This is a genomic window from Undibacterium sp. TJN19 (assembly GCF_049339485.1).
Lineage (GTDB): Bacteria > Pseudomonadota > Gammaproteobacteria > Burkholderiales > Burkholderiaceae_D > Undibacterium.
The window spans coordinates 307080-328910 of sequence record NZ_JBMPPL010000006.1; the positions used below are offsets into that span (position 1 = coordinate 307080).

The following is a 21831-nucleotide window of genomic DNA, read 5'->3' on the forward strand; positions in this document are numbered from 1 at the left end:
TTTAATAGCTAAGATCATTCATCTTGCAAGGTTTTTACTTCCTGTTGTCAACATGCCCCGGAGTTAGGTAGCGAATCAGGATATATATGTCGTCAATTTACCTTCCCGCAGCGATATCGACATCACTGGTTGCTTCGGCTTTGATCATGTTCGTGCTGTTGTATATGCAGCATTTGAATGTACTGGTCCGCACTACACGATGCTGGGCTCTGGCCTATGCTTGCCTGGCTGCCCGTCATGCCTGCAGTTTGTTGATGGAAACGCACAATCCCTTGTTTGCCGTCGGTGCCGATATCTTCATGCTTGGGTATATCTGTTTTCTATGGGCAGGCACTAGAATTTTTCATGCCGTGACTGTATATGTCATGCCGGTCATGCTTGCTTTTTCTCTGGCTGTTTTATGGTTGCTGATGGCATTTTCAACGGGGATGACACCATTCTGGCGCATGCTTCCCGTTTACTTTTTTGCGGGTGGATTGTTAGTCGCGGCGGCACTGACTTTTTGGCGCGTGCCGGCTAAAAGACCGGCACCAGGCCATGTAGTGCTGGGCGGGTTGATTTTCCTTAAAGGCCTGCATCTGCTGGATTTCCCATTTTTCCGTGACAGGCAAGAATTTGCTGTTATCGGTTTCGAGATTTCTGCCTTTCTTGATTTGTCCATAGGCATGCTGTTTTTGCTCGCTGTATTGTTGCGTCAGCAAAGCGATGCAGCAGACATCAATGAAAATCTCCAGCAAGAAATTTTGGAACGCAAGCAAATTGAGCGACTCTCAAAAGAGCGTGAAACCTTATTTGAAAAAGTTTTTCAAATGGTTCCTGATGTGTTGGCAATCTGTCGTGAAAAAGATGGCTGCTATCTGGAAGTGAACCGGCACTGGCAAGCCATTACTGGTTATTCCCGGGAAGAGACACTGGGTCATTTTTCACTGGAACTGAACTTGTGGGTAGATAAAGACCGGCGCGCCGAGATGTTGGCGCACCTGTTTCGTGATGGCGAAGTAAGTAATTTTGAAGCGGTGTATCGCCATAAGCAGGGGCATCATTACCATGTACTTATTTCAGGCACCCGCTTTGATGCTGGCAGCGAGCCCTATGTCGTTTATGCGATGCAAGACGTGACCGCTCTACGCAGAGTAGAAAAACTTCAGGAGCAGGCTGAGCGGGAGTTGAAGGAGCGCGAGCAATTGCTTTCAACAGTCTTCCAGCTCGTACCTGACACTTTGACGATTACCAGAATGTCGACCGGTGAATATGTGGATGTGAATCGCAACTGGGAGCCGCTTTCAGGTTACACGCGGGATTATGTCATCGGGAAGACGTCGAATGAACTGAACTTATGGGAAAAGCCAGAGCAACGTGAAGAACTGATCTCCATGATAGTCCGCGATGGCGAAGTCAGAAATATACAAATTGCCTTTCGCCATAAATGGGGGCATGTCACACAATGTCGTATATCCGGGTCCAAATTTGAAGCTGGTAACGAAACCTATTTGCTGCTGTCATCTAGAAATATTGATCAGGAATTGAGCGCCGAGGCGGCGCGTCTTCAGACTGAATCTTTGTTGCGAGAAAACGAACGTAAATACGCCAGCTTATTTCAACTGTCGCCAATTCCCCTCGGCCTGGTTGATGTGCACACCAATTGTTTTGTCGAAGTTAACGATATCTGGCTCAAGGAATTTGGTTATGAGCGTGACGAAGTGTTAGGCCAGACCACGGTAGAACTCGGCTTTGCCAGCAATACAAATGGTTGGGAAAAATTTAATACGGCGCTCAGGCAGAATAAAAAAGTCGATCAACTGGAAGTGCGCTTGAAAGCTAAGGCTGGCGTAGAAATGATTTTCCTGTTGTCTGCCAGGTTGATCGATATGGGTAGCCATCGCATGTGCATTTTTTCATTGCTCAATGTGACCAGGCAGGTGCAAATAGAGCAGGAAATTCGAGAAATGACGACGCAACTGGAAGACCGCGTCAAAATGAGAACCCTGAACCTTGAGCAGGCAAATGCTGAACTTGCTGCGGCCATGGTATCACTACGGCATACGCAAGATGAATTGGTCCGTTCGGAAAAAATGGCGGCATTGGGCTCGCTCGTCGCCGGGGTCGCACATGAACTCAACACGCCGATAGGTAACAGCGTCACCGTGGCCAGTACCTTGCAGGATAAAACCAGGGAGTTGCTGCGTGATGTGACAGAAGGAAAGTTGAAACGCTCAACGCTGGACAAGTATCTGGATAACGCCAGCAATGGAACTGAACTGTTGATGCGTACCCTGGGTATGGCGCGTGAACTGATAGGCAGTTTCAAGCAAGTCGCGGTGGATCAATCGAGCAGCCAAAGGCGTCAATTCGATTTGCAGACAGTGCTTGAGGAACTCATCGTTACGCTTGCACCCATGTATAAAAAAAGTGCTTTCAATCTGGTGACTGAATTGTCACCAGGCATAGGGATGGATAGTTATCCCGGGCCATTGGGTCAAATTATCACCAATTTCATGACGAATGCCCTGACCCATGCATTTGAGGGGCGTGCCAGTGGTGAAATGCGTTTATGTACCCAGCTATTTCAAGATCAGCAGGTGCAAATTATTTTTTCCGACAATGGCATAGGCATTACAGAAAATATCCAGAAAAAAGTATTTGATCCCTTTTTTACCACCAAACTGGGGCAGGGTGGGTCAGGCCTGGGAATGAATATTGTTTATAACCTTGTAACTGGCGTCCTGGGCGGTGAGATACAACTTTTTAGCACGCCTGGAAATGGCGCTACTTTTACCATGACCTTGCCGCTTGTTGCGCCGCAAATTGTTCCTGAGTTAACGCTGGCTGGCTAAGGCACTGCTTCATATTTGATAGCGGTTAGTTAATTTAAACAGTTAATATAAATTCATGCGATTCCTTTCCCTCTGTTTGCCTGAACGCGTGTTTATTTTGCAAGATGCAGGGTCAAGTCTTTAATCATTTTTTCCATACAATATTTGTGACACTGATGCGTCTACACTTGTATGGAAACCACATCACCCCCTCAAAAGCTGATGGCTGATCAAGATAATCACATCACTGAAACCGTATTGCGTGAGCGGGCGCGGCTTGGCAGTTTTATACGCAAACGCGTCGCAGACGCCAGTGAAGCAGAAGATATCTTGCAGGATGTGTTTTACGAACTGGTGGAGGCTTATCGCCTGCCAGAACCGATAGAGCAGGTTGGTGCATGGCTGTTTCGCGTGGCACGCAATCGCATTATTGATCGTTTCCGTAAAAAGAAAGAGCTGGCCTTGCCAGAGTCAGGCGATGACGAAGATGACGCGACATGGCTGGACAAGGTTTTGCCATCGACTGATGACGGGCCAGAAGCAGCGTATGCACGCAATGTCTTGTTAGGAGAGCTCTACGACGCTCTGGAAGAATTACCCCAGACGCAGCGTGAAGCCTTTATCAGTCATGAACTGGAAGGACGCAGCTTCAAAGAAATGGCAGCAGAAACTGGTGTGGGAGTGAATACCTTGTTGGCGCGAAAACGGTATGCCGTCCTGTTTTTACGTACCCGCTTGCAGACTATCGTAGACGAATTTAATTGAAAGAGGAGTAAAGATATGTTTCATCGTTTAAGAGTATTAAAAATAGGGGTGATGGTATTGGCTGGCATTGCTGCTTTAAGTGGTGTGGTGATGCTGTTGTGGAACTGGCTTATGCCTGCATTGTTTACAGGTGCCCGTGAAATCGGTTACCTGCACGCATTGGGCTTGCTGGTGCTGAGCAAAATCCTGTTTGGCGGCTGGCGTGGTCATGGCGGTTGGCATAGACATATCCATCACAGTCGCTGGGAAAGTATGACGGCCGAAGAGCGCGAGAAATTCCACCAGGCGATGCATTTGCGCAGGAAGCATCATCATCACGAATAGAGTGCATTGCGATTGATGCAGTGAGAGGTGGTCATGAGATACGGGCAATGAACTATGTTTCGTTGCCCGCATTCAAATCACCACGGAAAATATCAAAATAAAATTTACCTGCAAATATGAAAACATCAGCCTGTAAACAAGATCCTGGCCTTTTCATCCCCATCGTGAATTTCGGTAAATGCGAAGGCAAGGGCGATTGCCTTGATGTCTTTCCAGAAAATGTGTTTGAAATACGCCGCATTGACACCCCTGCCTACAAGGCGCTGGGCTTGCTTGCACAGATCAAACTGCGTTTACATGGCATGCAAGTGGCCTATACGCCAAACACGGATGCTTGCCGGGCCTGTGGCTTATGTGTGACAGCTTGTCCGGAAAAGGCGATCAGCTTAAGTTCGCCCTCTCGTCTTCGTGCAGAAGTACACGAGCCGGAGCCCCGCTGATGGTGACTTTTATAGTGATACCACCCCACTGTTTTATCTTTTTTTCTGCGTGGTACAACAACACCAGATAGTCAGGTACCTGATTTTAAGTCTATCTGAAATGACGGGGTATTGATTTCAATTAAGTGTCGCAAAGTGTCGTTTGTAGCTCTTTTCAGTCTGCATCATTTGTAATTTTATGTAACAACAACGTCAATTTGTTTCTGACTTTTTTGTCATAAATAAGGCAAGCGACAATACCACTTTATTTTGTGTGCAAAAATTGCCTGAATGGGATTGAATGTTGACATCTTGTTGCCATTTTTTGTCACCAGTTCAAGTTGTTATTGTTAGTGGTATTAGTGTTGATTCACCGATCTCTTATTTCTGTTCATCAGTGCTACCTGCCATCCGCCATTCTCATTTTATGGATGTAGTACGAAGTGCCAAGCCTCTTCGTTCTTTTGGCAATGCAAAATGAATATGCCTCATAAACACGTCTTCCATGCCCGCATTCATCTTGTATGAGAGCAAGCATCGGTCTTGATATTCGAATGCATGTTCATCATTGAATAAAAACGTCAAAAAATGGAAAAGTTTCCATTTGAAGGCTGCATCTTGCATTAAGGGTAATTATTGCGCGGGGGCGGAAGTGACCAAATCTGTCAGTGCACTGACAAAAATTGAAATAAACCACGCCTCATTTTAGAGCGCATTCAATGCATTGTCAGTCAATGTGCATCCTGCTTTTGATGGCTTGCAAGCTGCATGTCAACTAGGTACTGTGGCGCTTCGACAAGCAAAGACATCCACTGTTAGGTCATTACGCTGCACCATATCCGTGTGCATTCAAAAGCATATGTCGGGAATTTCAAAAAGATTCCGCACACAAGCATCATCAAAATGACCAAACGTATAAACCAGGAGTTCTTACGTGAAAAAAATATCTGCTCGCATGACGACCCTCTGTCTGGCGTCATCTCTACTCTGTTTGCAACTGGCCGGCTGCGGAGGTTCCAGTACTGCTGACCCTGCTGCCCAGAATGGCACTGGCAATATGCCCATGGCCACACCGCCGCAAGCTGCACCCGCGGAAACCGCTCTGACACCAGTAAGCGCAATTGCCAGTTCCATGGAGCGTGGTGACCTGTCTGCGGCTGCCGCCATTGATCACAACGAAGCGACACGCTGGGGCAGTGCATTTACTGATGACCAGTATCTGACACTGGATTTTGGTAAATCCCAACTCATTACACGCGTGCGCATAGAGTGGGAAAACGCCCACGCCACGCAATATTTATTGCAGGTTTCTGATAATAACAGTGACTGGACAACGATCAAGACTGTTGATAATAGTCAGGGAGGGACCGAGGACCTGACTGGGCTCAATGGACAGGGCCGTTATCTGCGCATGAAGGGTATCAAGCGATCGACGCAATACGGTTATTCTATTATCGAAATCCAGGCATTCTCTGGTGTTCCGGTGACGACACAACCTGGAACAGACCCACAACAACCAGTGCAAGTTGATCTGAGCAAGCCCGGTGTCGCCGTCAAGCCCGTCGCTGCCACATCGTCAGCAGTCGAAAACCAGGCCATGTCTGCTGCAATGGCTATCGATGGCCAATTGAATACGCGCTGGGGCAGCACCTCAGAAGATGGTGCCTGGATACAGTTCGACTTTGGTGTCAAAACCCCGGTCGGTTATATGAAACTGGTTTGGGAAAATGCCTACGGCAAGGAATATGCCCTGCGTGTATCTGACGATGGCCAGAACTGGTCGCAATTGCGTTATGTCAGCAATGGCAAGGGGGGCACAGAAGAGTTTTTCAATCTCGGTGCCAATGCCCGTTATATACGTCTGCAAGGAGTTGCCCGTGCTACCCAATATGGCTACTCGCTTTTTGAAGTTGAATTCAAGACACCCGGTAGTGATAATACCTTGCCTGATGCAACTACTTCAGCACTGAAATTCCCGGTGAACGGCAGCAACCTGGCGCCATTGCCTGCATCTGCAGAACCGCTTGAAACCCTGCAATTCACACTGGCTGATGGTACGCTGGTGACACGTTTCGGTGCTCGTGGCCTGGCTCGTCATGGCCGCGAGCGTGGTGAAGAATGGAATGAAATCGGCTATGGCCCCAACGATACTGTTGATGCTGCCACAGGCCTGCCTGTTGATAAAGGGCCGGGAAATTACCTGACTTTCGTTGCCCAGTATTTCAAGAACCGTACCTGGGGTTTTGAGATCATCGATAACAGTCGCGTGGCTGGTGTGACCAAGCCAACCTTGATCGTCAATCAGTACAATACGGTGGACTTTTTACCTGGCGGTGTGGCATTCTTCCGCGCGTTCGACCGCCCGGGTGTGACTGGCTATGGCTGGATGAATCCAGGTGAACTGGTCGATCGCAATGTCAGTATTTGCAAGCCGGTTCCTTATCCGGCCAATGGCAAGCTCAATACCCCGGATGGTATCAATGGTGCTTGTACCCTGCGCGTGAAGGATTATCCTGGTCATGGCGACCTGGATGCGAATGGCTTCCCGAATGGTAAAGATGTGCCAGGACGCGCCCTGGTGGTAGGTGATGTAATCGAAGTGTCGCCATCGATGTTTTCAACACCGGATGGCATGGCAGCCAAAGGCGATAGCGGCGGGGTGCGTTATTATTCATCTGAATGGATTTACGTCGTCGGTGCCGGTCTGAAACCCTGGTATGGTGTGCAGCCACGACTGAACTCGGTACCCTTGCCGGTTGAGACTTTATCCGGTGGACAAGGCTCGGTGTCATACAACTATTCCGATAATGGTTTGTTCATGTTCCAGCAGCCGCATAACAATGCAGGTATGCAGAATATCCAGCGCTTTGTTGAAGGACGGCGTCTGGTACATACCAATTTCACCACCGGTGATCACAATGAACCAGGTAATGACCGCTATTTGCAGGCAGTGGGTTTGCAGGGGCCACGTTTCAATCAGTCAGCCTGCATAGCCTGTCACGTCAATAATGGCCGCAGCCCGGCACCTACAGCCATTAACCAGCGTCTGGACAGTATGTCCGTGCGTGTGGCGACGCTGAATGCAGCTGGGCAGCAATTACCCCATCCGCAGTATGGCAGTGCGGTGCAGATGAATGCTTTTTCCAGTACTGGTATACCGCAAAACTGGGGCAACAATGTCAATGTTGCCGGATTCGAAACCAGCACTGTCAAACTGGCAGATGGCAGCTCAGTTGAATTGCGTAAACCAACGCTGGCCTTTGAAGGGGCAGTGCCAAGCATTTATTCATTACGTGCCGCACAGCCCATGATAGGCATGGGTTTGCTTGAAGCCATACCTGAAGCAGACATACTGGCGCGGGCACGCACTGCACCAGACGCAGATGGCGTCATTGGCGTGGCCAACTTTGTCTTCGAGCCTGAAACTGGCGCAGTTCGCCTGGGGCGTTTTGGCTGGAAGGCTTCGAAAGCAACATTGCGTCATCAGGCTGCTGCCGCGTTGTTACAGGATATGGCAGTGACTTCGACTCCTTACCCTAACCGTAGCTGCACGACCGACCCTGCCACCTGCGCCTCTGCCGTGCGCCAGCAAGGCTTGTCAGAAACAGATCTGCAATCCATCTCGCGTTATCTGGCTTTGGTCGCAGTGCCTGCTCAACGCAGTATTGCCAGTGGTTTCCCGAAAGGCGTTGCACCACTGGACGAACACCGCGTCGACGCGCAGCAGGTCAGTGCTGGCGCCAAACTCTTCCAGGGTATGCGCTGTGCAGCTTGCCATACCGTAGAGATGAAAACAGGTTCAGGTCACTTGCTGGCTGAATTGCGCAATCAAACCATCAAACCCTACACTGATTTGCTGTTGCACGACATGGGGTCAGGTCTGGCGGATAAACTGGTGGAAGGCCAGGCACTGGGCAATATGTGGCGCACCTCGCCTTTGTGGGGCATAGGTTATACCGACAAAGTCATGGGTAACAGCAGCAAGGTCGGCTACCTGCATGATGGCCGCGCCCGTAACCTGACTGAGGCCATACTCTGGCACGGGGGCGAAGCAGATAAAGCCCGCCAGCGTTTTGAAGCCCTGTCAAAAACGGACCGTGATGCAGTACTGGCTTTCCTGAAGTCTTTGTAAATCCTTGTAATCAACCAGCATTATTTTGTAAAACGGCTGCTGAACAGAGGCATGTTCAACAGCCGTTTTTCTTTGCAGGCGCTCTGCGTGGGTGATAAGACTCATGTATAGTTTCTCCCGCATTAATGGGGAAATAATGTGGAAATTCGTGAGGAGCATGCATGACTAGTCTTGCTGGGAAAATCGCGGTGATCACTGGCGCAGGACGGGGCCTGGGGGCTGCGCTGGCGATTTCATTGGCAGAGGCAGGCTGTAAAGTGATTTTATGTGGCCGCAATCTTGCACAACTCAAGGATACTGCCAGCATCATACAAGGCATGAGACGCGAAAATCCGATATGTGTAGAAACCGATCTGGCCGATGTGCAGAGCGTACAAGATGCCGTTGATACGATCATCAAATCGCACGCGCATATTGACCTGCTCATCAACAATGGTGCCATGTGGCTGCAAGCCAGAGACGGAGCCTATACGGCTGCTGAAGTGCTGGGTGTGATTAATTCTGCTGTCACAGGTACTTTTTTATTTACCCAGGGTTTGTTACCGCTGTTGAGACTATCGAGCGGTGCAGATATTCTCACCATAGGTTCGATCAGCGGCTTAGCAAATGCACGGATGCAAAGCGTGTCTGTACCATTTTATGCTGCCAAGCATGCGCAGGCGGGTCTGGCAGATGGCTTCAGGCAAATGCTGAGTGGCACACCCATCAGATCTATCATCGTGCATCCGCCTTATCTTGATGATGTCATGCCGAAGCAGCCCGAATGGGATGCAGTGCAAGACCGCAAGAAAGGGGGGCGTGCGACGAGCAAAGACGTAATAGATGCAGTCTTGTTTGCGCTGACCCGTCCGCGGCATATTACTTTGTCGGTGATACTCGATGCGGATGAGGGTGGGATGTTTGTCTAAGTTTGAAAAACGGAGATAGGAAAAGACAGCGGTACAAAAGTTCGCGGCGTTTTACACGCACACATTCCGACGACATAGAATTATAGTGATGGAAGAGCTGAACTCTTTCATGTGAGGAAGCGAAATAAAAAAATGCAGAGCAAGCACCGTTTCAATAGGCATATATCTGCATTTGCCAACACAGCCTGAGATTTACCGTTAACAGATTGCCCATGACTAAAATACTGCCCGCCTTCATTTTCACCTTGTCACAGATCGCTTTTTCACAGCCAGTACAAGCTGGCACTGGCCCCAGGCCAGCAGCGCCAACGCCGCAGATAGAAGCACCACGTGACAGGATATTTCATGGTGTCATGAAACTGGACGTGGATGCATCAGATACTGTGCACAAGATTATCCGTGTGCGGCAAAGCATACCTGTGCAAAAAAGTGGCGACATGGTTTTGCTATATCCCGAGTGGGAAACTGCCAGCCATGCAGCCACGCAAACGGTCGCCGACCTCGCAGGCTTGAGCATCATGGCGGGTAACACAAGGCTGGAATGGCAGCGTGATACGGTGAATCCGTATGCCTTTCATATCACTGTGCCAAAAAATGCGCGTGAGCTCAGGCTGGAATTCCAGATACTGCCAGCCAGCCGTGGCTTGTCGCCGGATATATTGAAGTTGCAATGGTCCAGGCTGGCGCTGTATCCGGCGGGTTGGTATCTGCGCAATATTGCCAGCACCGCCTCCCTCACTCTGCCGAAGGGCTTTCAATTTGCTACGTCGCTGGATAGCGATGCAGTCAATGGCAACCAGATCAGCTTTAAACAGACAAGTGTTGAAAAACTGATGGATGCGCCTGTGTATGCAGGAAGGTATTTCAAACGCGTAGAGCTCACGGCTACCGGTGCGGTTGTGCCCATACGCTTGAATATGGTAGGTGATACGGAAGCTGCTATCGCCATCACCCCAGAATTTCTGGCCAAGTACCAGGCCATGGTGTTGGCTGTTCCTAAGCTGTTCAAGGGGCAGCCTTATCCGCATTTTGATTTTCTGGTGACATTGTCGGATACGGTATTTTCTGGCGGTGGTGCCGAACATTCTGAGTCGACAGAGATTAATCTGCCGGCAGATTTTTTTACCAACGCCGACGCACAATTACGCATTGCCAGTCTTCATCCACATGAATATACCCATGCCTGGAATGGTCGTTTTCGTCAGCCTGCCGATTTATGGACCCCTAATCTGAACCTGCCCATGCGTGGCAGCCTGCTGTGGATGTATGAGGGGCAGGCTGAATTCTGGGGGCGCATACTGACATCGCACCTGGGTTTCATGACACGCCAGCAAAGCCTGGAAGCGCTGGCGATGGATGCTGCGTTTGTCAGCGCCCGCGTGGGCAGACAATGGAAATCACTGCAAGACAGCACTATTGATCCCATCTATATGGCGGGTGGCAAGGCCGCAGTGCGCTGGCGCGACTGGCAGCGCCGTGAAGATTATTATGTCGAAGGCGTGATGCTGTGGCTGGATGTAGAGATGCTGATGCGTGAGCGCTCATCCGGCAAAACAGGCTTAGTTGATTTTGCTGGCAAGTTCTTTGGCGGGGGCAAAGCGACGAGTGCAATCAGCACCTATACCTTTGCTGATATCTGCAAAGGCCTGAACAAGTTGGTGCCTTACGACTGGGCTGCCTATTTCACCACACGCCTGCAAGCCCATGATGCCAGCCACGTACTTGACGGCCTGACACGTAGCGGCTACCTCCTGATTTACACGGATGAACCGACGGACTATTTCACGAAAATGGAAGCCGATACAGGCGCGACGGATTTTTCTCATTCGCTGGGCTTGATAGTCAATGGCAAGGGTGTAGTCAATAGTGTGACATGGGAAGGCCCTGCCTTTCAAGCTGGCATCAGCCTGGGTACGCGCTTGCTGAATGTCGGCAAGGAAGTATATTCGGATGTTGCACTAAAACAGGCAATCAAGGCGGCAGCAGTATCGAAGGAAGCGATAGCGCTGACTTTCATGGCCGATGGAAAACCTCGCACTGTCAGTATCAACTACACAGACTCATTGCGCTACCCGCGCCTGGAACGTATTCCCGGCACGATAGACCGGCTTGATGGTTTGTTGAGTTTGCCTGTTTATGTTGGTGGGTGAAGCTTGTTGAGTTTCAATCTTCATCGTAGGTAGAGCTGGGTTTGGTAAGTTGGGCTACGGTTTTCCAGCCCCACTTATGAACCGGGCTCCGTTCAATTTACCTACAAAGTTTGCCTGCCTGTTTCTAGCATTTAAAACACGTCAACAGCCTGCCTCTCCAGCCGCATAAGCACTCCGTATCGCATCCGCCAGTGCTAGACTGGCAGCACTGATGCCATGTGCTGGTATGCGCAGGCTTATGGCAAATTCATCCAGCACTGGCAAGCCAGCCTCTTCACCCAGTATGTCCAGCCCAGGCGGCACGGTCGATGGCAGCAGGGCTGTTACTGCCAGATCTGCCTGTACGGTGGCGGTAATGGCTTCCATGCTGGGGTAGTCGACGACATTGCGCCAGTCTATGCTGGCCCTGGCGAGTTCGCGCAATACCGTGGGTTTGAAGACGCAGGTTTCTGATACCAGGCAGATCGGTAATGGTCGTTTTTGCCAGGCACCACCATCTTTTTTGCCTGCCCAGACTGGTCTTTCCATTGCCAATAGCTCGCCCTGGGCGTGGGTAGCTGGCTCTTCCAGGATAGCAAGATCGAGCAAACCACTATCAAAACTCCTGATCAGTTCAGTGGATGAACCTGCTAACAGGGAGATCTCTACCAGGGGGTAGGCTTTGACAAATGCAGGCAGGATATTCGGCAAGTGCATGACCATCAGGTCATGTGGCACGCCTATCCTTACTATGCCTGCGACTTCGGTGATTGCCAGTGTTGCCAATATGCTGTCATTCATTTCTACCAGCGTACGTGCCTTCATAAGCAATAATTCACCTTCAGGGGTGAGGGTGACACCGGTTTTGCCTCTATCCAGTATCCGTCTGTCGAGTACTTCTTCCAGCCGCTTGATTTGCTGGCTGACAGCACCTTGCGTCATGTGCAGCCTTTGCGCGGCAAAGGTCATGCTGCGGGTCTCTGCCACATGCAAAAAAGTTCTTAGCAAGCCTATATCGAGGTTTTTCATGATGAGTATTCAATCATTAGGTTTTGTAATGTCTGGCATTATGAATATTCGATTTATTAATGGGTGTCGTCACTCTATAGTAGATCAATAAGCCTTCTTGAATGAACGCACGCAATGAAATTAATTTCCCCATCTCCTTCATTCTACTTTTCACCATGACTCTCGCAAGCACAATGACCATGAGCTATCCTGCTACCGCAACTGTTTCATCCCACATTGATTTTCAATCACATTACGTTGGCAGCGCTGAAGACAAGCTGGCTATCGAGCGCTTGCTCAGTGCCTATACTACGTCAGTCAGTACTGGCGACGGCAAGACATTTGCCACCTTGCTATTGGATGATAAAGTACCGTTCATGGCGGTGCGTGGCGTTCCTGATATCGTCAACAACAGCGATACGCTGGATACCCGTCGCTATGCGGATTTTCGCGAAAGTGTTTTTGGTAGTGGCAGAAAGCTTGAGCAGGCATTTTTCAATGTCAAAATCAATCAGGATGGTGCGCTTGCGCAAGTATCACTGGATTTCATCACCAAAGAAGCCGGCACGCAAAAGGGTGGCTTTGGCTGGAAACTGCTACAGCTTTTGAAGACTAATGGTCACTGGAAGATAGCCAGTGAGTTTTATACAGTAAGGCCGCTGCCGCTGGAGTAAGCCTGCATCAGCCCAGATCTGTGCTGGAAGATATTCGCAACAATGAAAACTTAAAATACAGTTTCAGCGATATTCTGCTGCTCCAGCACTGCACGTAAGGTGTTTCCAGTGTGGCGCTGATCGGGTTTGCCAGCGAACGCACATTCACCGAGCCCACTCAGGAATTCTGCATCGCGTCCGCTAAACAGCGGGCAACGTGGAAACAATTCTGCTACCCAGTCAACAAAGGCACGCACCTTCGGTGACAAATGCCGGTTGGCCAGGTAGACCACCGAGATAGGCATGGGGGCAGGTGTCCATTGTGGTAATACCTCACGCAATGCGCCAGATTGCAGATGCGGCATCAGCATGAAACGCGGTGCCTGTATCAGCCCAAAGCCCTTGAGTGCGCAAGCGATATAGGCTTCAGAATCATTGACAGAGATTTTGCCATTGACGGTGACATCAATGGTTTTGCCATCGACGATGAAATCCCAGTCAAGGTTACGGCCCGTGCGGCTGGAAAAATAATGTACCGCCTGGTGGTGCTGCAAATCCTCTAAGGTTTGTGGCTCACCATGCAGGTCAAGATAGGCGGGGGCAGCGCAGGTGATGCTCTGGAAAGTGCCTATGCGCCGGGCGACCATGCTGGAATCCTGTAATTCACCAACGCGTATCACGCAGTCAACCGCTTCCTGCACCATGTCCACCATACGGTCACCCATGCCCATGACGAGTTTGATGTCAGGATACCGCTCATAAAACTCGCAGACTTGAGGTAGCAAGATCAACCTGCCTATCGATGCCGGTACGTCGATGCGCAACTGGCCTTTCGGCCCGCGTGCGACGTTCTGGAAAGAAGATTCTGTCTCATCAACATCTGCCAGTATGCGTACGCAACGTTCGTAGTAAGCCGCGCCGTCTGGTGTCAGGCTCAGTCGGCGTGTGGTGCGGTTCAGCAAGCGCACCTGCAACAGGCTTTCCAGGCTCTGGATAGTCGTAGTCACAGTAGTACGTGGCAAGCCCAGGCTATCAGCGGCCCTGGTAAAACTGTTCGAATCCACCACACGGGTGAATACCTGCATTGCTTGAAAGCGATCCATTACGGACTCCTTGATAAGACCTGCCGTATTACATGACTAATTATAGGACTAACTGCGTGACTATTTTGTTGGACATAGTATAAATGGATTTTGTCCCTTGATTAGTCGACCTGGCGGAATAGTCATGTTGGATTATCGCTGTTTATCTGCAATCGCGCAGCGCCTACTATTCGTTCCAATCTCACCCATGGAGCGGATTTTCGCAACAACATGACCATCGCAACAACAATTATTGCTGGAAAAGCAAGAAGCAAAACCACGAAGACAGCTGAGTCAGCTTTGCAGATAAGCAATTTCCTTATTCCTGGCCCGCTGGGTTCCATCCCTGTTCGCCTGTACCGGCCGCAAGGCAATACTGTTTTGCCTGTCGTGCTGTATTTCCACGGTGGTGGTTTCATCAGCGGGTCACTCGATGATGCTGATGTAACCGCGCGCTTCATTGCCAGAAACAGCAATGCTCTCGTACTTTCAGTTGGATATGCGCTGGCACCGGCCAAACCTTTTCCAGCAGCACCTGAAGATGCCTATGCCGCCATGGTCTGGGTTGGCAAAAATGCAGGCAGTATCAATGCCGATGCCAGTCGTCTGGCAGTTGCTGGTGATGATGCTGGCGGTAACCTGGCCACCTGCCTGACGCTGATAGCCCGCGACCGCAATGCGCAACCCATACTTGCCCAGGCCCTGATCGGCCCCATGCTTGATCCCAGCATGACACGCCTTGGTGATGCAGAACGACTGGATTCCGATCTGACACCACAGGAATGTGCGAATTGCTACCGTCAGTACCTGCCCATGTCCCTGCAAAGATTGCACCCCTATGCCGCGCCGCTGGAATCGCGTCGTCTGGGTGGTCTTGCGCCTGCCTTCATTGCCACTGCTGAACATGATGTGCTGCATGTAGAAGCAGAAAAATATGCGACAGCGCTGATTTCTGTCGGCGTGCCTACCCAGGTCGCACGTTTTGCCGGTGTCAAGCATGCGTCTTTGCATGAGCATGCACCGGCATTGGTAGAAATCGCCGAATTCCTGCGCCGCCGGCTGGCAATGCCGTCTGAATTAAAACTGCCAGTTTTTGAACCGGAGGAACCTCATGCCTGACACGACCCCAAAACTTGAAAACCATATTCATACAAATCCACTCTCCACGAGGAATATCATGTCCAATTCAGTCAATTTACCCGTCAAACGCAGCCGTTTTTCCATCGCCATCAGCGCCGCCATTGTTCTTCTGATTGCGGGGGCAGGCACCATAGGCGCAATCCGCGTTCATGCAAGCAATACTGAACCGAAAGGCGCACCACCAGCAACCACGGTCGACGTGGCCGAAGTCGTCAGCCGCAATATCGTTGACTGGCAAAATTATTCTGGCAAGCTAGAAGCTGTCGATAGAGTTGAGATACGCCCGCTGGTCGGTGGCACACTGACTGCCGTGCATTTCAAGGACGGCAGCCTGGTCAAGAAAGGTGATTTGCTGTTCACCATAGACCCGCGTCCGTATGCGGCTGAAGTGGCACGCTTCCAGGCGCAACTGGCTGCTGCCGAGGCGCGCGCAGCCTACACAGGTTCTGACGTGGCACGCGGTGAGAGACTACTCGGTGAAAACGCCATTGCCCGCCGTGATTTTGAAGAAAAACAAAATGCATCGCGTGAAGCTGCAGCCAATGTATTGGCGGCACAGGCTGCATTGAGAACTGCAAAACTCAATCTTGAATATACCCAGATCACGGCACCTGTTGCTGGCCGTATCTCGCGTGCTGAAGTCACCGTCGGCAACGTCATTGCAGTCGGTGCCAGTTCACCAGCCTTGAGCACACTCGTATCAGTGTCACAAGTGTATGCATCTTTTGATGTGGACGAACAAAGCTTTTTGAAATACGTGAACCCGGCACAGGCAAAAAATAGCCAGGTACCAGTCTTCCTGGGTCTGGCGAATGAAGAAGGTTATTCGCGCCAGGGCAAAGTGGTTTCCATCGACAACCGCTTGGATACTTCATCAGGAACTATACGCGTGCGTGCCGTATTTGAAAACCAGGATGGCTTGCTCCTACCCGGGCTATATGCCCGCATACGCCTGGGTGGCGGTGCACCACATGCAGCATTGATGATAGATGAGAAAGCTGTTGGCACTGACCAGAGCAAACGTTTCGTGCTAGCGGTTGACAAGGAAAATCACACCGCTTACCGCGAAGTGCGCTTGGGTAGCAGGCAGGAAGATTTGCTGATCGTGGAATCTGGCCTGAAAGCTGGCGAACGCATTGTTGTCAATGGCCTGCAACGTACCCGGCCTGGCGACACCATCACGCCGAATATGGTGCCGATGAGCAAAGTGGCTGCCGCAACTGTTGGGCCTGCTGCATCTGCTGTGCCCGAGACGACTCCGCTAGCAGAAAAAACTACTGCTAAAAAATCCTGATCGTCACGTAAAAATATATAGACAAAGAAATCTATCATGAATATCTCAAAATTCTTTATCGACCGCCCTATCTTTGCCGGGGTGCTGTCGGTAATTATCCTGCTGGCCGGTGCGCTGGCCATGTTCCAGTTGCCTATATCGGAATATCCCGAGGTGGTGCCACCTTCTGTCGTGGTGCGGGCGCAATATCCCGGCGCCAACCCCAAAGTGATTGCAGAAACCGTGGCTTCTCCTCTGGAAGAATCCATCAACGGCGTGGAAAACATGCTGTACATGCAGTCACAGGCAAACAGTGATGGCAACCTGACGGTGACCGTCAACTTCAAGCTCGGTGTAGATCCTGACAAGGCACAGCAACTGGTGCAAAACCGAGTCTCGCAAGCCTTGCCACGCTTGCCTGCTGACGTGCAACGTCTGGGTGTGACGACCATCAAGAGTTCACCTGCACTGACCATGGTCGTGCATCTGATTTCACCAGATGACCGTTATGACATGACCTACCTGCGCAACTATGCCGTGCTGAATGTCAAAGACCGCTTGGCGCGTATCAAGGGTGTCGGTGAAGTGGGCTTGTTTGGGTCTGGCAATTACGCCATGCGCGTCTGGTTGGACCCGCAAAAAGTCGCACAACGTGGCCTGACTGCATCTGACGTGGTCAACTCCATACGCGAACAAAACGTGCAGGTGGCAGCGGGTGTCATCGGTGCATCACCGAATGTGCCGGGTACGCCTTTGCAGTTCAATGTGAACGCGCAAGGCCGCTTGAAATCAGAAGCAGAATTTGCCGAGATCATACTCAAGACCTCTGCCGATGGTGCAGTCACCCGCCTGGCGGACGTGGCACGCATAGAGCTTGATGCTTCCGAATATGGTTTGCGTTCTTTGCTCGACAATAAACCAGCCGTCGCGATACCTATCTTCCAGGCACCTGGCGCCAATGCGCTGGATGTATCTGACCAGGTACGTGCGGCAATGAAGGAATTGTCGGCAGACTTCCCAAGCTCGGTGCAATACAAGATCGTGTATGACCCTACGCAATTCGTGCGTTCCAGTATTCATGCAGTGGTTGAGACTTTGCTGGAAGCGATTGCGCTGGTGGTACTGGTGGTCATCGTGTTTTTGCAAACCTGGCGTGCTTCGCTGATACCCTTGCTGGCCGTGCCTGTGTCCATCGTTGGTACTTTTTCGTTGATGCTGGGCTTTGGCTATTCCATCAATGCCTTGTCGCTGTTTGGCATGGTGCTGGCCATCGGTATCGTCGTCGATGATGCGATTGTGGTGGTAGAAAATGTGGAGAGAAATATTTCGGCTGGCTTGTCACCGAAAGAAGCGACTTACAGAGCCATGCGTGAAGTCAGTGGCCCTATTATCGCTATCGCCCTGACGCTGGTTGCGGTATTCGTACCACTGGCCTTCATGACTGGGCTGACCGGGCAGTTCTACAAGCAGTTTGCGATGACGATAGCGATATCTACTGTGATCTCGGCTTTCAACTCGCTGACCTTGTCACCAGCCCTGGCAGCCATCCTGCTCAAAGGCCATGATGAAAAACCTGACTGGCTGACCAAAGTCATGAACCGCCTGTTTGGCCGTTTCTTCAATGCGTTCAACCGCATGTTCAATCGCGGTTCTGAAAAGTATTCCAAAGGTGTGGCTGGTGTTATCTCCCGCAAGGCTTCGAGCATGGTGGTGTACGTGGTATTGCTGGCAGCAGCCGTTGGTATTTCCTACATCGTGCCTGGTGGTTTTGTACCAGGGCAAGATAAGCAATACCTGATCAGCTTCACCCAATTGCCAAATGGCGCAACGCTGGACAGGACTGAAAAAGTCATTCGTGATATGTCGGCCATCGCGCTCAAAGAGCCGGGCGTGGAGAGCGCTGTTGCCTTCCCTGGCCTGTCTATCAATGGCTTTACCAATAGCTCCAGCGCCGGTATCGTTTTTGTGACGCTCAAGCCATTTGAAGAACGCCGCAGCAAGGAGCTGGCAGCCGATGCAATTGCTGGCAAGCTGAACCAGAAGTATTCAGCCATCAAGGATGGTTTCATCGCCGTCTTCCCGCCGCCACCTGTGATGGGCCTGGGCACTGTGGGTGGCTTCAAGATGCAGATCGAAGACAAGGGTGCGCTCGGTTATGCTGAGTTGGATGCTGCAGCACAGGCCTTTATTGCGGCGGCCAGGACGGCACCAGAACTGGGGCCCATGTTTTCCAGCTACCAGATCAATGTGCCGCAACTGGATGTCGATCTCGATCGCGTCAAGGCCAAGCAACTCGGTGTTCCCGTGACTGATGTGTTTGACACCATGCAGATTTATCTTGGTTCCTTGTACGTGAATGACTTCAACCGTTTTGGCCGTGTGTACCAGGTACGTGCCCAGGCAGATGCACCTTACCGTGCCAAGCCTGAAGATATCCTGCAACTGAAAACCCGTAATACGGCTGGCGAAATGGTGCCTTTGTCTTCGCTGGTCAAAGTGACGCCCAGCTTTGGTCCTGAAATGGTGGTGCGTTATAACGGCTACACTGCGGCGGATATCAATGGTGGCCCGGCACCCGGTTATTCATCGAACCAGGCGCAGGCTGCGGCAGAACGTATCGCTGCCAAGACCCTGCCTGCCGGTATCAAGTTTGAATGGACGGACCTGACTTACCAGCAAATCCTGGCTGGCAATGCCGGTGTCTGGGTATTCCCTATCAGTGTCTTGCTGGTCTTCCTGGTATTGGCAGCGCAGTATGAAAGCCTGACCTTGCCACTGGCTGTCATCATGATCGTGCCCATGAGTTTGCTGGCGGCTTTGACTGGCGTCTGGCTCACAGGTGGTGACAACAATATCTTTACCCAGATCGGTCTGATGGTGCTGGTGGGGCTATCGGCCAAGAATGCGATTCTGATTGTGGAATTTGCGCGGGAACTTGAACTGCAGGGCAGCACGCCTTTGCAGGCAGCGATAGATGCCAGCCGCCTGCGTTTGCGTCCTATCCTGATGACCTCCATCGCCTTCATCATGGGTGTGGTGCCACTGGTGATTTCCAGCGGCCCAGGTTCCGAGATGCGTCATGCGATGGGTGTGGCGGTGTTCTTTGGCATGCTGGGTGTGACCCTGTTTGGCCTGTTCCTGACACCCGTGTTTTATGTATTGCTGCGTACTCTTGCAGGTGGCCGCAAGCTGCATTCTGCGGTAGTGCATGAAGCGCCAGCTATCGTGCACGGTCATGACCATGGCCATAATCACGTCACTGTTAAAGTTTGAGAGAGCATGATGATGAATACTATAAAACCCCTGAAATCGGCTTCGTCCCTGCTGATGTTATTGCTGGTGTTGGCGGGCTGTTCTGTCGCGCCGACTTATGAAAAAGCAGAAGTGTCTACCCCTGCTGCATACAAGGAAGTGCTGGCAACCAGTACCAACTGGAAAGAAGCCCAGCCCTCAGAAGAAGTTGCCCGTGGCGACTGGTGGAAAATCTTTGCGGACGACAGTCTGAACGAGATGGAAAGCCAGGCCATGGCGGCCAACCAGAACCTCAAAGCCGCTGCTGCACGTCTTAAGCAATCCCGCGCCTTGCGGCAGGATGCGCGTGCTGGTCTGTTCCCGCAAGTGAATGCGGGGCTGGGTGCCAGCCGTGGGCGTGTTGCGCCGGCGTCCCAGGGTTTGCCTGACAATACCAGGATGCCGACTTCCACGACCTATAATGCCCAGCTTGGTGCATCGTATGAACTGGATCTGTTTGGCCGCGTCGCTTCCAGCATAGACGCAGCAACGGCAGATACGCAAAAGAATGAGGCCCTGTTCCAGTCTGTGCAACTGGCCTTGCAAGCCGATGTGGCGCAAGCTTACTTTTTGTTGCGTGAACTGGATGCAGAACAGGCCTTGTATGCAGCCACGGTAGAGCTGCGCTCAAAAACCCTGAAGCTGGTGCAAACCCGTTTTAATGAAGGTGATATCAGCGAACTTGATCTGGCTCGTGCCAAAGCCGAACTGGCAACGGCGCAATCAGAATCACTGGGCCTGGCACGCAGCCGTGCAGTGGCTGAACATGCACTAGCCGTCTTGCTGGGCAAGACACCGGCAGAGTTCAATTTCTTGCCGCGTCCTTTGTCACGCATTGCTGTCAATATCCCCGCAGGTTTGCCATCAGCCTTGCTGGAACGCAGGCCAGATATTGCCGCAGCAGAGCGCAGCATGGCCGCTGCCAATGCTCGCATCGGTGTGGCCCGTTCAGCTTTCTTCCCCAGGCTGGATATCACAGGCTCTGCTGGTTATGAATCGGCCAGCCTCGGTGATTTGCTGAACTGGAGCAGCCGTACCTTCTTGCTCGGCCCTTTGTTGTCCATGCCCCTGTTTGACGGTGGCCGTCGCCAGGCCAGTGTAGATAGGGCAGGTGCAGCCTATGAAGAAGATGTAGCCAATTACCGCCAAACCGTGCTGAATGCCTTCAGGGAAGTCGAAGACAACCTGGCTGACTTGCGTATCTTGCGCGACCAAACCCAGGCGCAAGACAACGCGGTGCAGGCGGCAGAGCGTGCAGCCAAACTCTCGCATGTGCAATACCGCGAAGGATCAGTCAGTTATCTAAATGTGATCGATGCTGACCGCACGGTCTTACAGCAACAGCGCATCGCTGCACAACTGGATGGTGCGCGCGCCAAATCGGCAGTGAGTTTGATACGTGCCATTGGTGGTGGTTGGGATGCACGTCATTCTGCTCCAGTGACATCATCAACACGGCTGGAAACTGATCCCAAGGCAGTCATGGCAAAAGCCAAATAATAAGCTGGTAACTTCCAGCTTCCACGGCAATTTCCCCTCCCAGAACAAGTTCTGGTTTCAAAGCGTATTTCTTTCGGGGAGTACGCTGTTTTTTTTATTAATGCATTGTCGGCACCATGACATCCACAACTTCGTCGCCGGCTATCAGCGCGTCCTGTTCAGTCAGATATAAATCCGTGTCGGGGTGATGCACCATGATGCCATTGATTTCTACACCTACCGTCCAGCCATTTCCATACGCTATCGTTTCGAGACGGACGGTGGCTCGCAAAATGCCTCTGCCCACGCTTTTAACTATGATCATTTTGGCCTCCACTTAACTATATCGCTGCATACATCCTGGTGATTTCATTTTTAAGCATAGGCTGACCTGCAGCTATTAGTCTGTGATTCA

The 21831-nt window shown here is 51.3% G+C and carries 15 protein-coding genes; 12 read left to right on the forward strand and 3 right to left on the reverse strand.

Annotated features, from left to right (window positions below; genetic code table 11):
* The first annotated feature begins 86 nt into the window (after positions 1-86).
* From ACO0LH_RS18145 to ACO0LH_RS18175, 7 genes are all read left to right on the forward strand, one after another.
* Positions 87-2834: a PAS domain S-box protein gene (locus tag ACO0LH_RS18145; protein ID WP_422942533.1), complete on the forward strand. Its 2748-nt coding sequence runs from the start codon at positions 87-89 to the stop codon at positions 2832-2834.
* Between the two features lie 201 nt (positions 2835-3035).
* Positions 3036-3578 carry an RNA polymerase sigma factor gene (locus ACO0LH_RS18150; protein ID WP_422942534.1) on the forward strand — a complete coding sequence of 181 codons (543 nt, stop codon included), beginning with the start codon at positions 3036-3038 and terminating at the stop codon, positions 3576-3578.
* Positions 3579-3593: 15 nt separating this feature from the next.
* Complete coding sequence (locus ACO0LH_RS18155; RefSeq protein WP_422942535.1) at positions 3594-3902, forward strand: hypothetical protein; 309 nt, start codon at positions 3594-3596, stop codon at positions 3900-3902.
* 116 nt (positions 3903-4018) lie between these two features.
* Positions 4019-4342: a 4Fe-4S binding protein gene (locus ACO0LH_RS18160; protein WP_422942536.1), complete on the forward strand. Its 324-nt coding sequence runs from the start codon at positions 4019-4021 to the stop codon at positions 4340-4342.
* Between the two features lie 934 nt (positions 4343-5276).
* On the forward strand, positions 5277-8453 hold the full coding sequence (locus ACO0LH_RS18165) for a di-heme oxidoredictase family protein (protein ID WP_422942537.1): 3177 nt from the start codon (positions 5277-5279) through the stop codon (positions 8451-8453).
* 161 nt (positions 8454-8614) lie between these two features.
* Entirely contained in the window at positions 8615-9361 is a 747-nt protein-coding gene (locus ACO0LH_RS18170; RefSeq protein ID WP_422942538.1) for an SDR family oxidoreductase, read from the forward strand.
* Positions 9362-9573: 212 nt separating this feature from the next.
* Positions 9574-11511 (forward strand): peptidase M61, encoded by a 1938-nt coding sequence (locus ACO0LH_RS18175; RefSeq protein ID WP_422942539.1) that lies wholly within the window; start codon positions 9574-9576, stop codon positions 11509-11511.
* A 141-nt stretch (positions 11512-11652) separates the two neighbouring features.
* On the opposite strand, the gene ACO0LH_RS18180 is transcribed toward ACO0LH_RS18175, so the two are convergent.
* On the reverse strand, positions 11653-12519 hold the full coding sequence (locus tag ACO0LH_RS18180) for a LysR family transcriptional regulator (RefSeq protein ID WP_422942540.1): 867 nt from the start codon (positions 12517-12519) through the stop codon (positions 11653-11655).
* 179 nt (positions 12520-12698) lie between these two features.
* Here ACO0LH_RS18180 and ACO0LH_RS18185 point away from each other — a divergent pair, with 179 nt between their 5' ends.
* Positions 12699-13172 (forward strand): nuclear transport factor 2 family protein, encoded by a 474-nt coding sequence (locus tag ACO0LH_RS18185; RefSeq protein WP_422942541.1) that lies wholly within the window; start codon positions 12699-12701, stop codon positions 13170-13172.
* 50 nt (positions 13173-13222) lie between these two features.
* Here ACO0LH_RS18185 and ACO0LH_RS18190 read toward each other — a convergent pair whose 3' ends face one another.
* Positions 13223-14254, reverse strand: coding sequence for a LysR family transcriptional regulator (locus ACO0LH_RS18190; protein WP_422942542.1), 1032 nt, complete (start codon positions 14252-14254; stop codon positions 13223-13225).
* 210 nt (positions 14255-14464) lie between these two features.
* Here ACO0LH_RS18190 and ACO0LH_RS18195 point away from each other — a divergent pair, with 210 nt between their 5' ends.
* From ACO0LH_RS18195 to ACO0LH_RS18210, 4 genes are read left to right on the forward strand one after another with little or no spacing between them, the layout of a single operon-like run.
* A complete protein-coding gene (locus ACO0LH_RS18195) occupies positions 14465-15352 on the forward strand; it encodes an alpha/beta hydrolase (RefSeq protein WP_422942543.1) in 888 nt (295 codons plus the stop codon).
* A 58-nt stretch (positions 15353-15410) separates the two neighbouring features.
* Complete coding sequence (locus ACO0LH_RS18200) at positions 15411-16667, forward strand: efflux RND transporter periplasmic adaptor subunit (RefSeq protein WP_422942544.1); 1257 nt, start codon at positions 15411-15413, stop codon at positions 16665-16667.
* Positions 16668-16703: 36 nt separating this feature from the next.
* Positions 16704-19919: an efflux RND transporter permease subunit gene (locus tag ACO0LH_RS18205; protein ID WP_422942545.1), complete on the forward strand. Its 3216-nt coding sequence runs from the start codon at positions 16704-16706 to the stop codon at positions 19917-19919.
* Between the two features lie 9 nt (positions 19920-19928).
* A complete protein-coding gene (locus ACO0LH_RS18210) occupies positions 19929-21437 on the forward strand; it encodes an efflux transporter outer membrane subunit (RefSeq protein ID WP_422942546.1) in 1509 nt (502 codons plus the stop codon).
* A 97-nt stretch (positions 21438-21534) separates the two neighbouring features.
* On the opposite strand, the gene ACO0LH_RS18215 is transcribed toward ACO0LH_RS18210, so the two are convergent.
* On the reverse strand, positions 21535-21741 hold the full coding sequence (locus tag ACO0LH_RS18215) for a hypothetical protein (protein ID WP_422942547.1): 207 nt from the start codon (positions 21739-21741) through the stop codon (positions 21535-21537).
* Positions 21742-21831 lie beyond the last annotated feature (90 nt).

Coding starts and splice junctions, on each gene's coding strand:
- ACO0LH_RS18145 (WP_422942533.1), top strand. CDS start 87: ATGTCGTCAATTTACCTTCCCGCAGCGATATCGACATCACTGGTTGCT.
- ACO0LH_RS18150 (WP_422942534.1), top strand. CDS start 3,036: ATGGCTGATCAAGATAATCACATCACTGAAACCGTATTGCGTGAGCGG.
- ACO0LH_RS18155 (WP_422942535.1), top strand. CDS start 3,594: ATGTTTCATCGTTTAAGAGTATTAAAAATAGGGGTGATGGTATTGGCT.
- ACO0LH_RS18160 (WP_422942536.1), top strand. CDS start 4,019: ATGAAAACATCAGCCTGTAAACAAGATCCTGGCCTTTTCATCCCCATC.
- ACO0LH_RS18165 (WP_422942537.1), top strand. CDS start 5,277: ATGACGACCCTCTGTCTGGCGTCATCTCTACTCTGTTTGCAACTGGCC.
- ACO0LH_RS18170 (WP_422942538.1), top strand. CDS start 8,615: ATGACTAGTCTTGCTGGGAAAATCGCGGTGATCACTGGCGCAGGACGG.
- ACO0LH_RS18175 (WP_422942539.1), top strand. CDS start 9,574: ATGACTAAAATACTGCCCGCCTTCATTTTCACCTTGTCACAGATCGCT.
- ACO0LH_RS18180 (WP_422942540.1), bottom strand. CDS start 12,519: ATGAAAAACCTCGATATAGGCTTGCTAAGAACTTTTTTGCATGTGGCA.
- ACO0LH_RS18185 (WP_422942541.1), top strand. CDS start 12,699: ATGAGCTATCCTGCTACCGCAACTGTTTCATCCCACATTGATTTTCAA.
- ACO0LH_RS18190 (WP_422942542.1), bottom strand. CDS start 14,254: ATGGATCGCTTTCAAGCAATGCAGGTATTCACCCGTGTGGTGGATTCG.
- ACO0LH_RS18195 (WP_422942543.1), top strand. CDS start 14,465: ATGACCATCGCAACAACAATTATTGCTGGAAAAGCAAGAAGCAAAACC.
- ACO0LH_RS18200 (WP_422942544.1), top strand. CDS start 15,411: ATGTCCAATTCAGTCAATTTACCCGTCAAACGCAGCCGTTTTTCCATC.
- ACO0LH_RS18205 (WP_422942545.1), top strand. CDS start 16,704: ATGAATATCTCAAAATTCTTTATCGACCGCCCTATCTTTGCCGGGGTG.
- ACO0LH_RS18210 (WP_422942546.1), top strand. CDS start 19,929: ATGATGAATACTATAAAACCCCTGAAATCGGCTTCGTCCCTGCTGATG.
- ACO0LH_RS18215 (WP_422942547.1), bottom strand. CDS start 21,741: ATGATCATAGTTAAAAGCGTGGGCAGAGGCATTTTGCGAGCCACCGTC.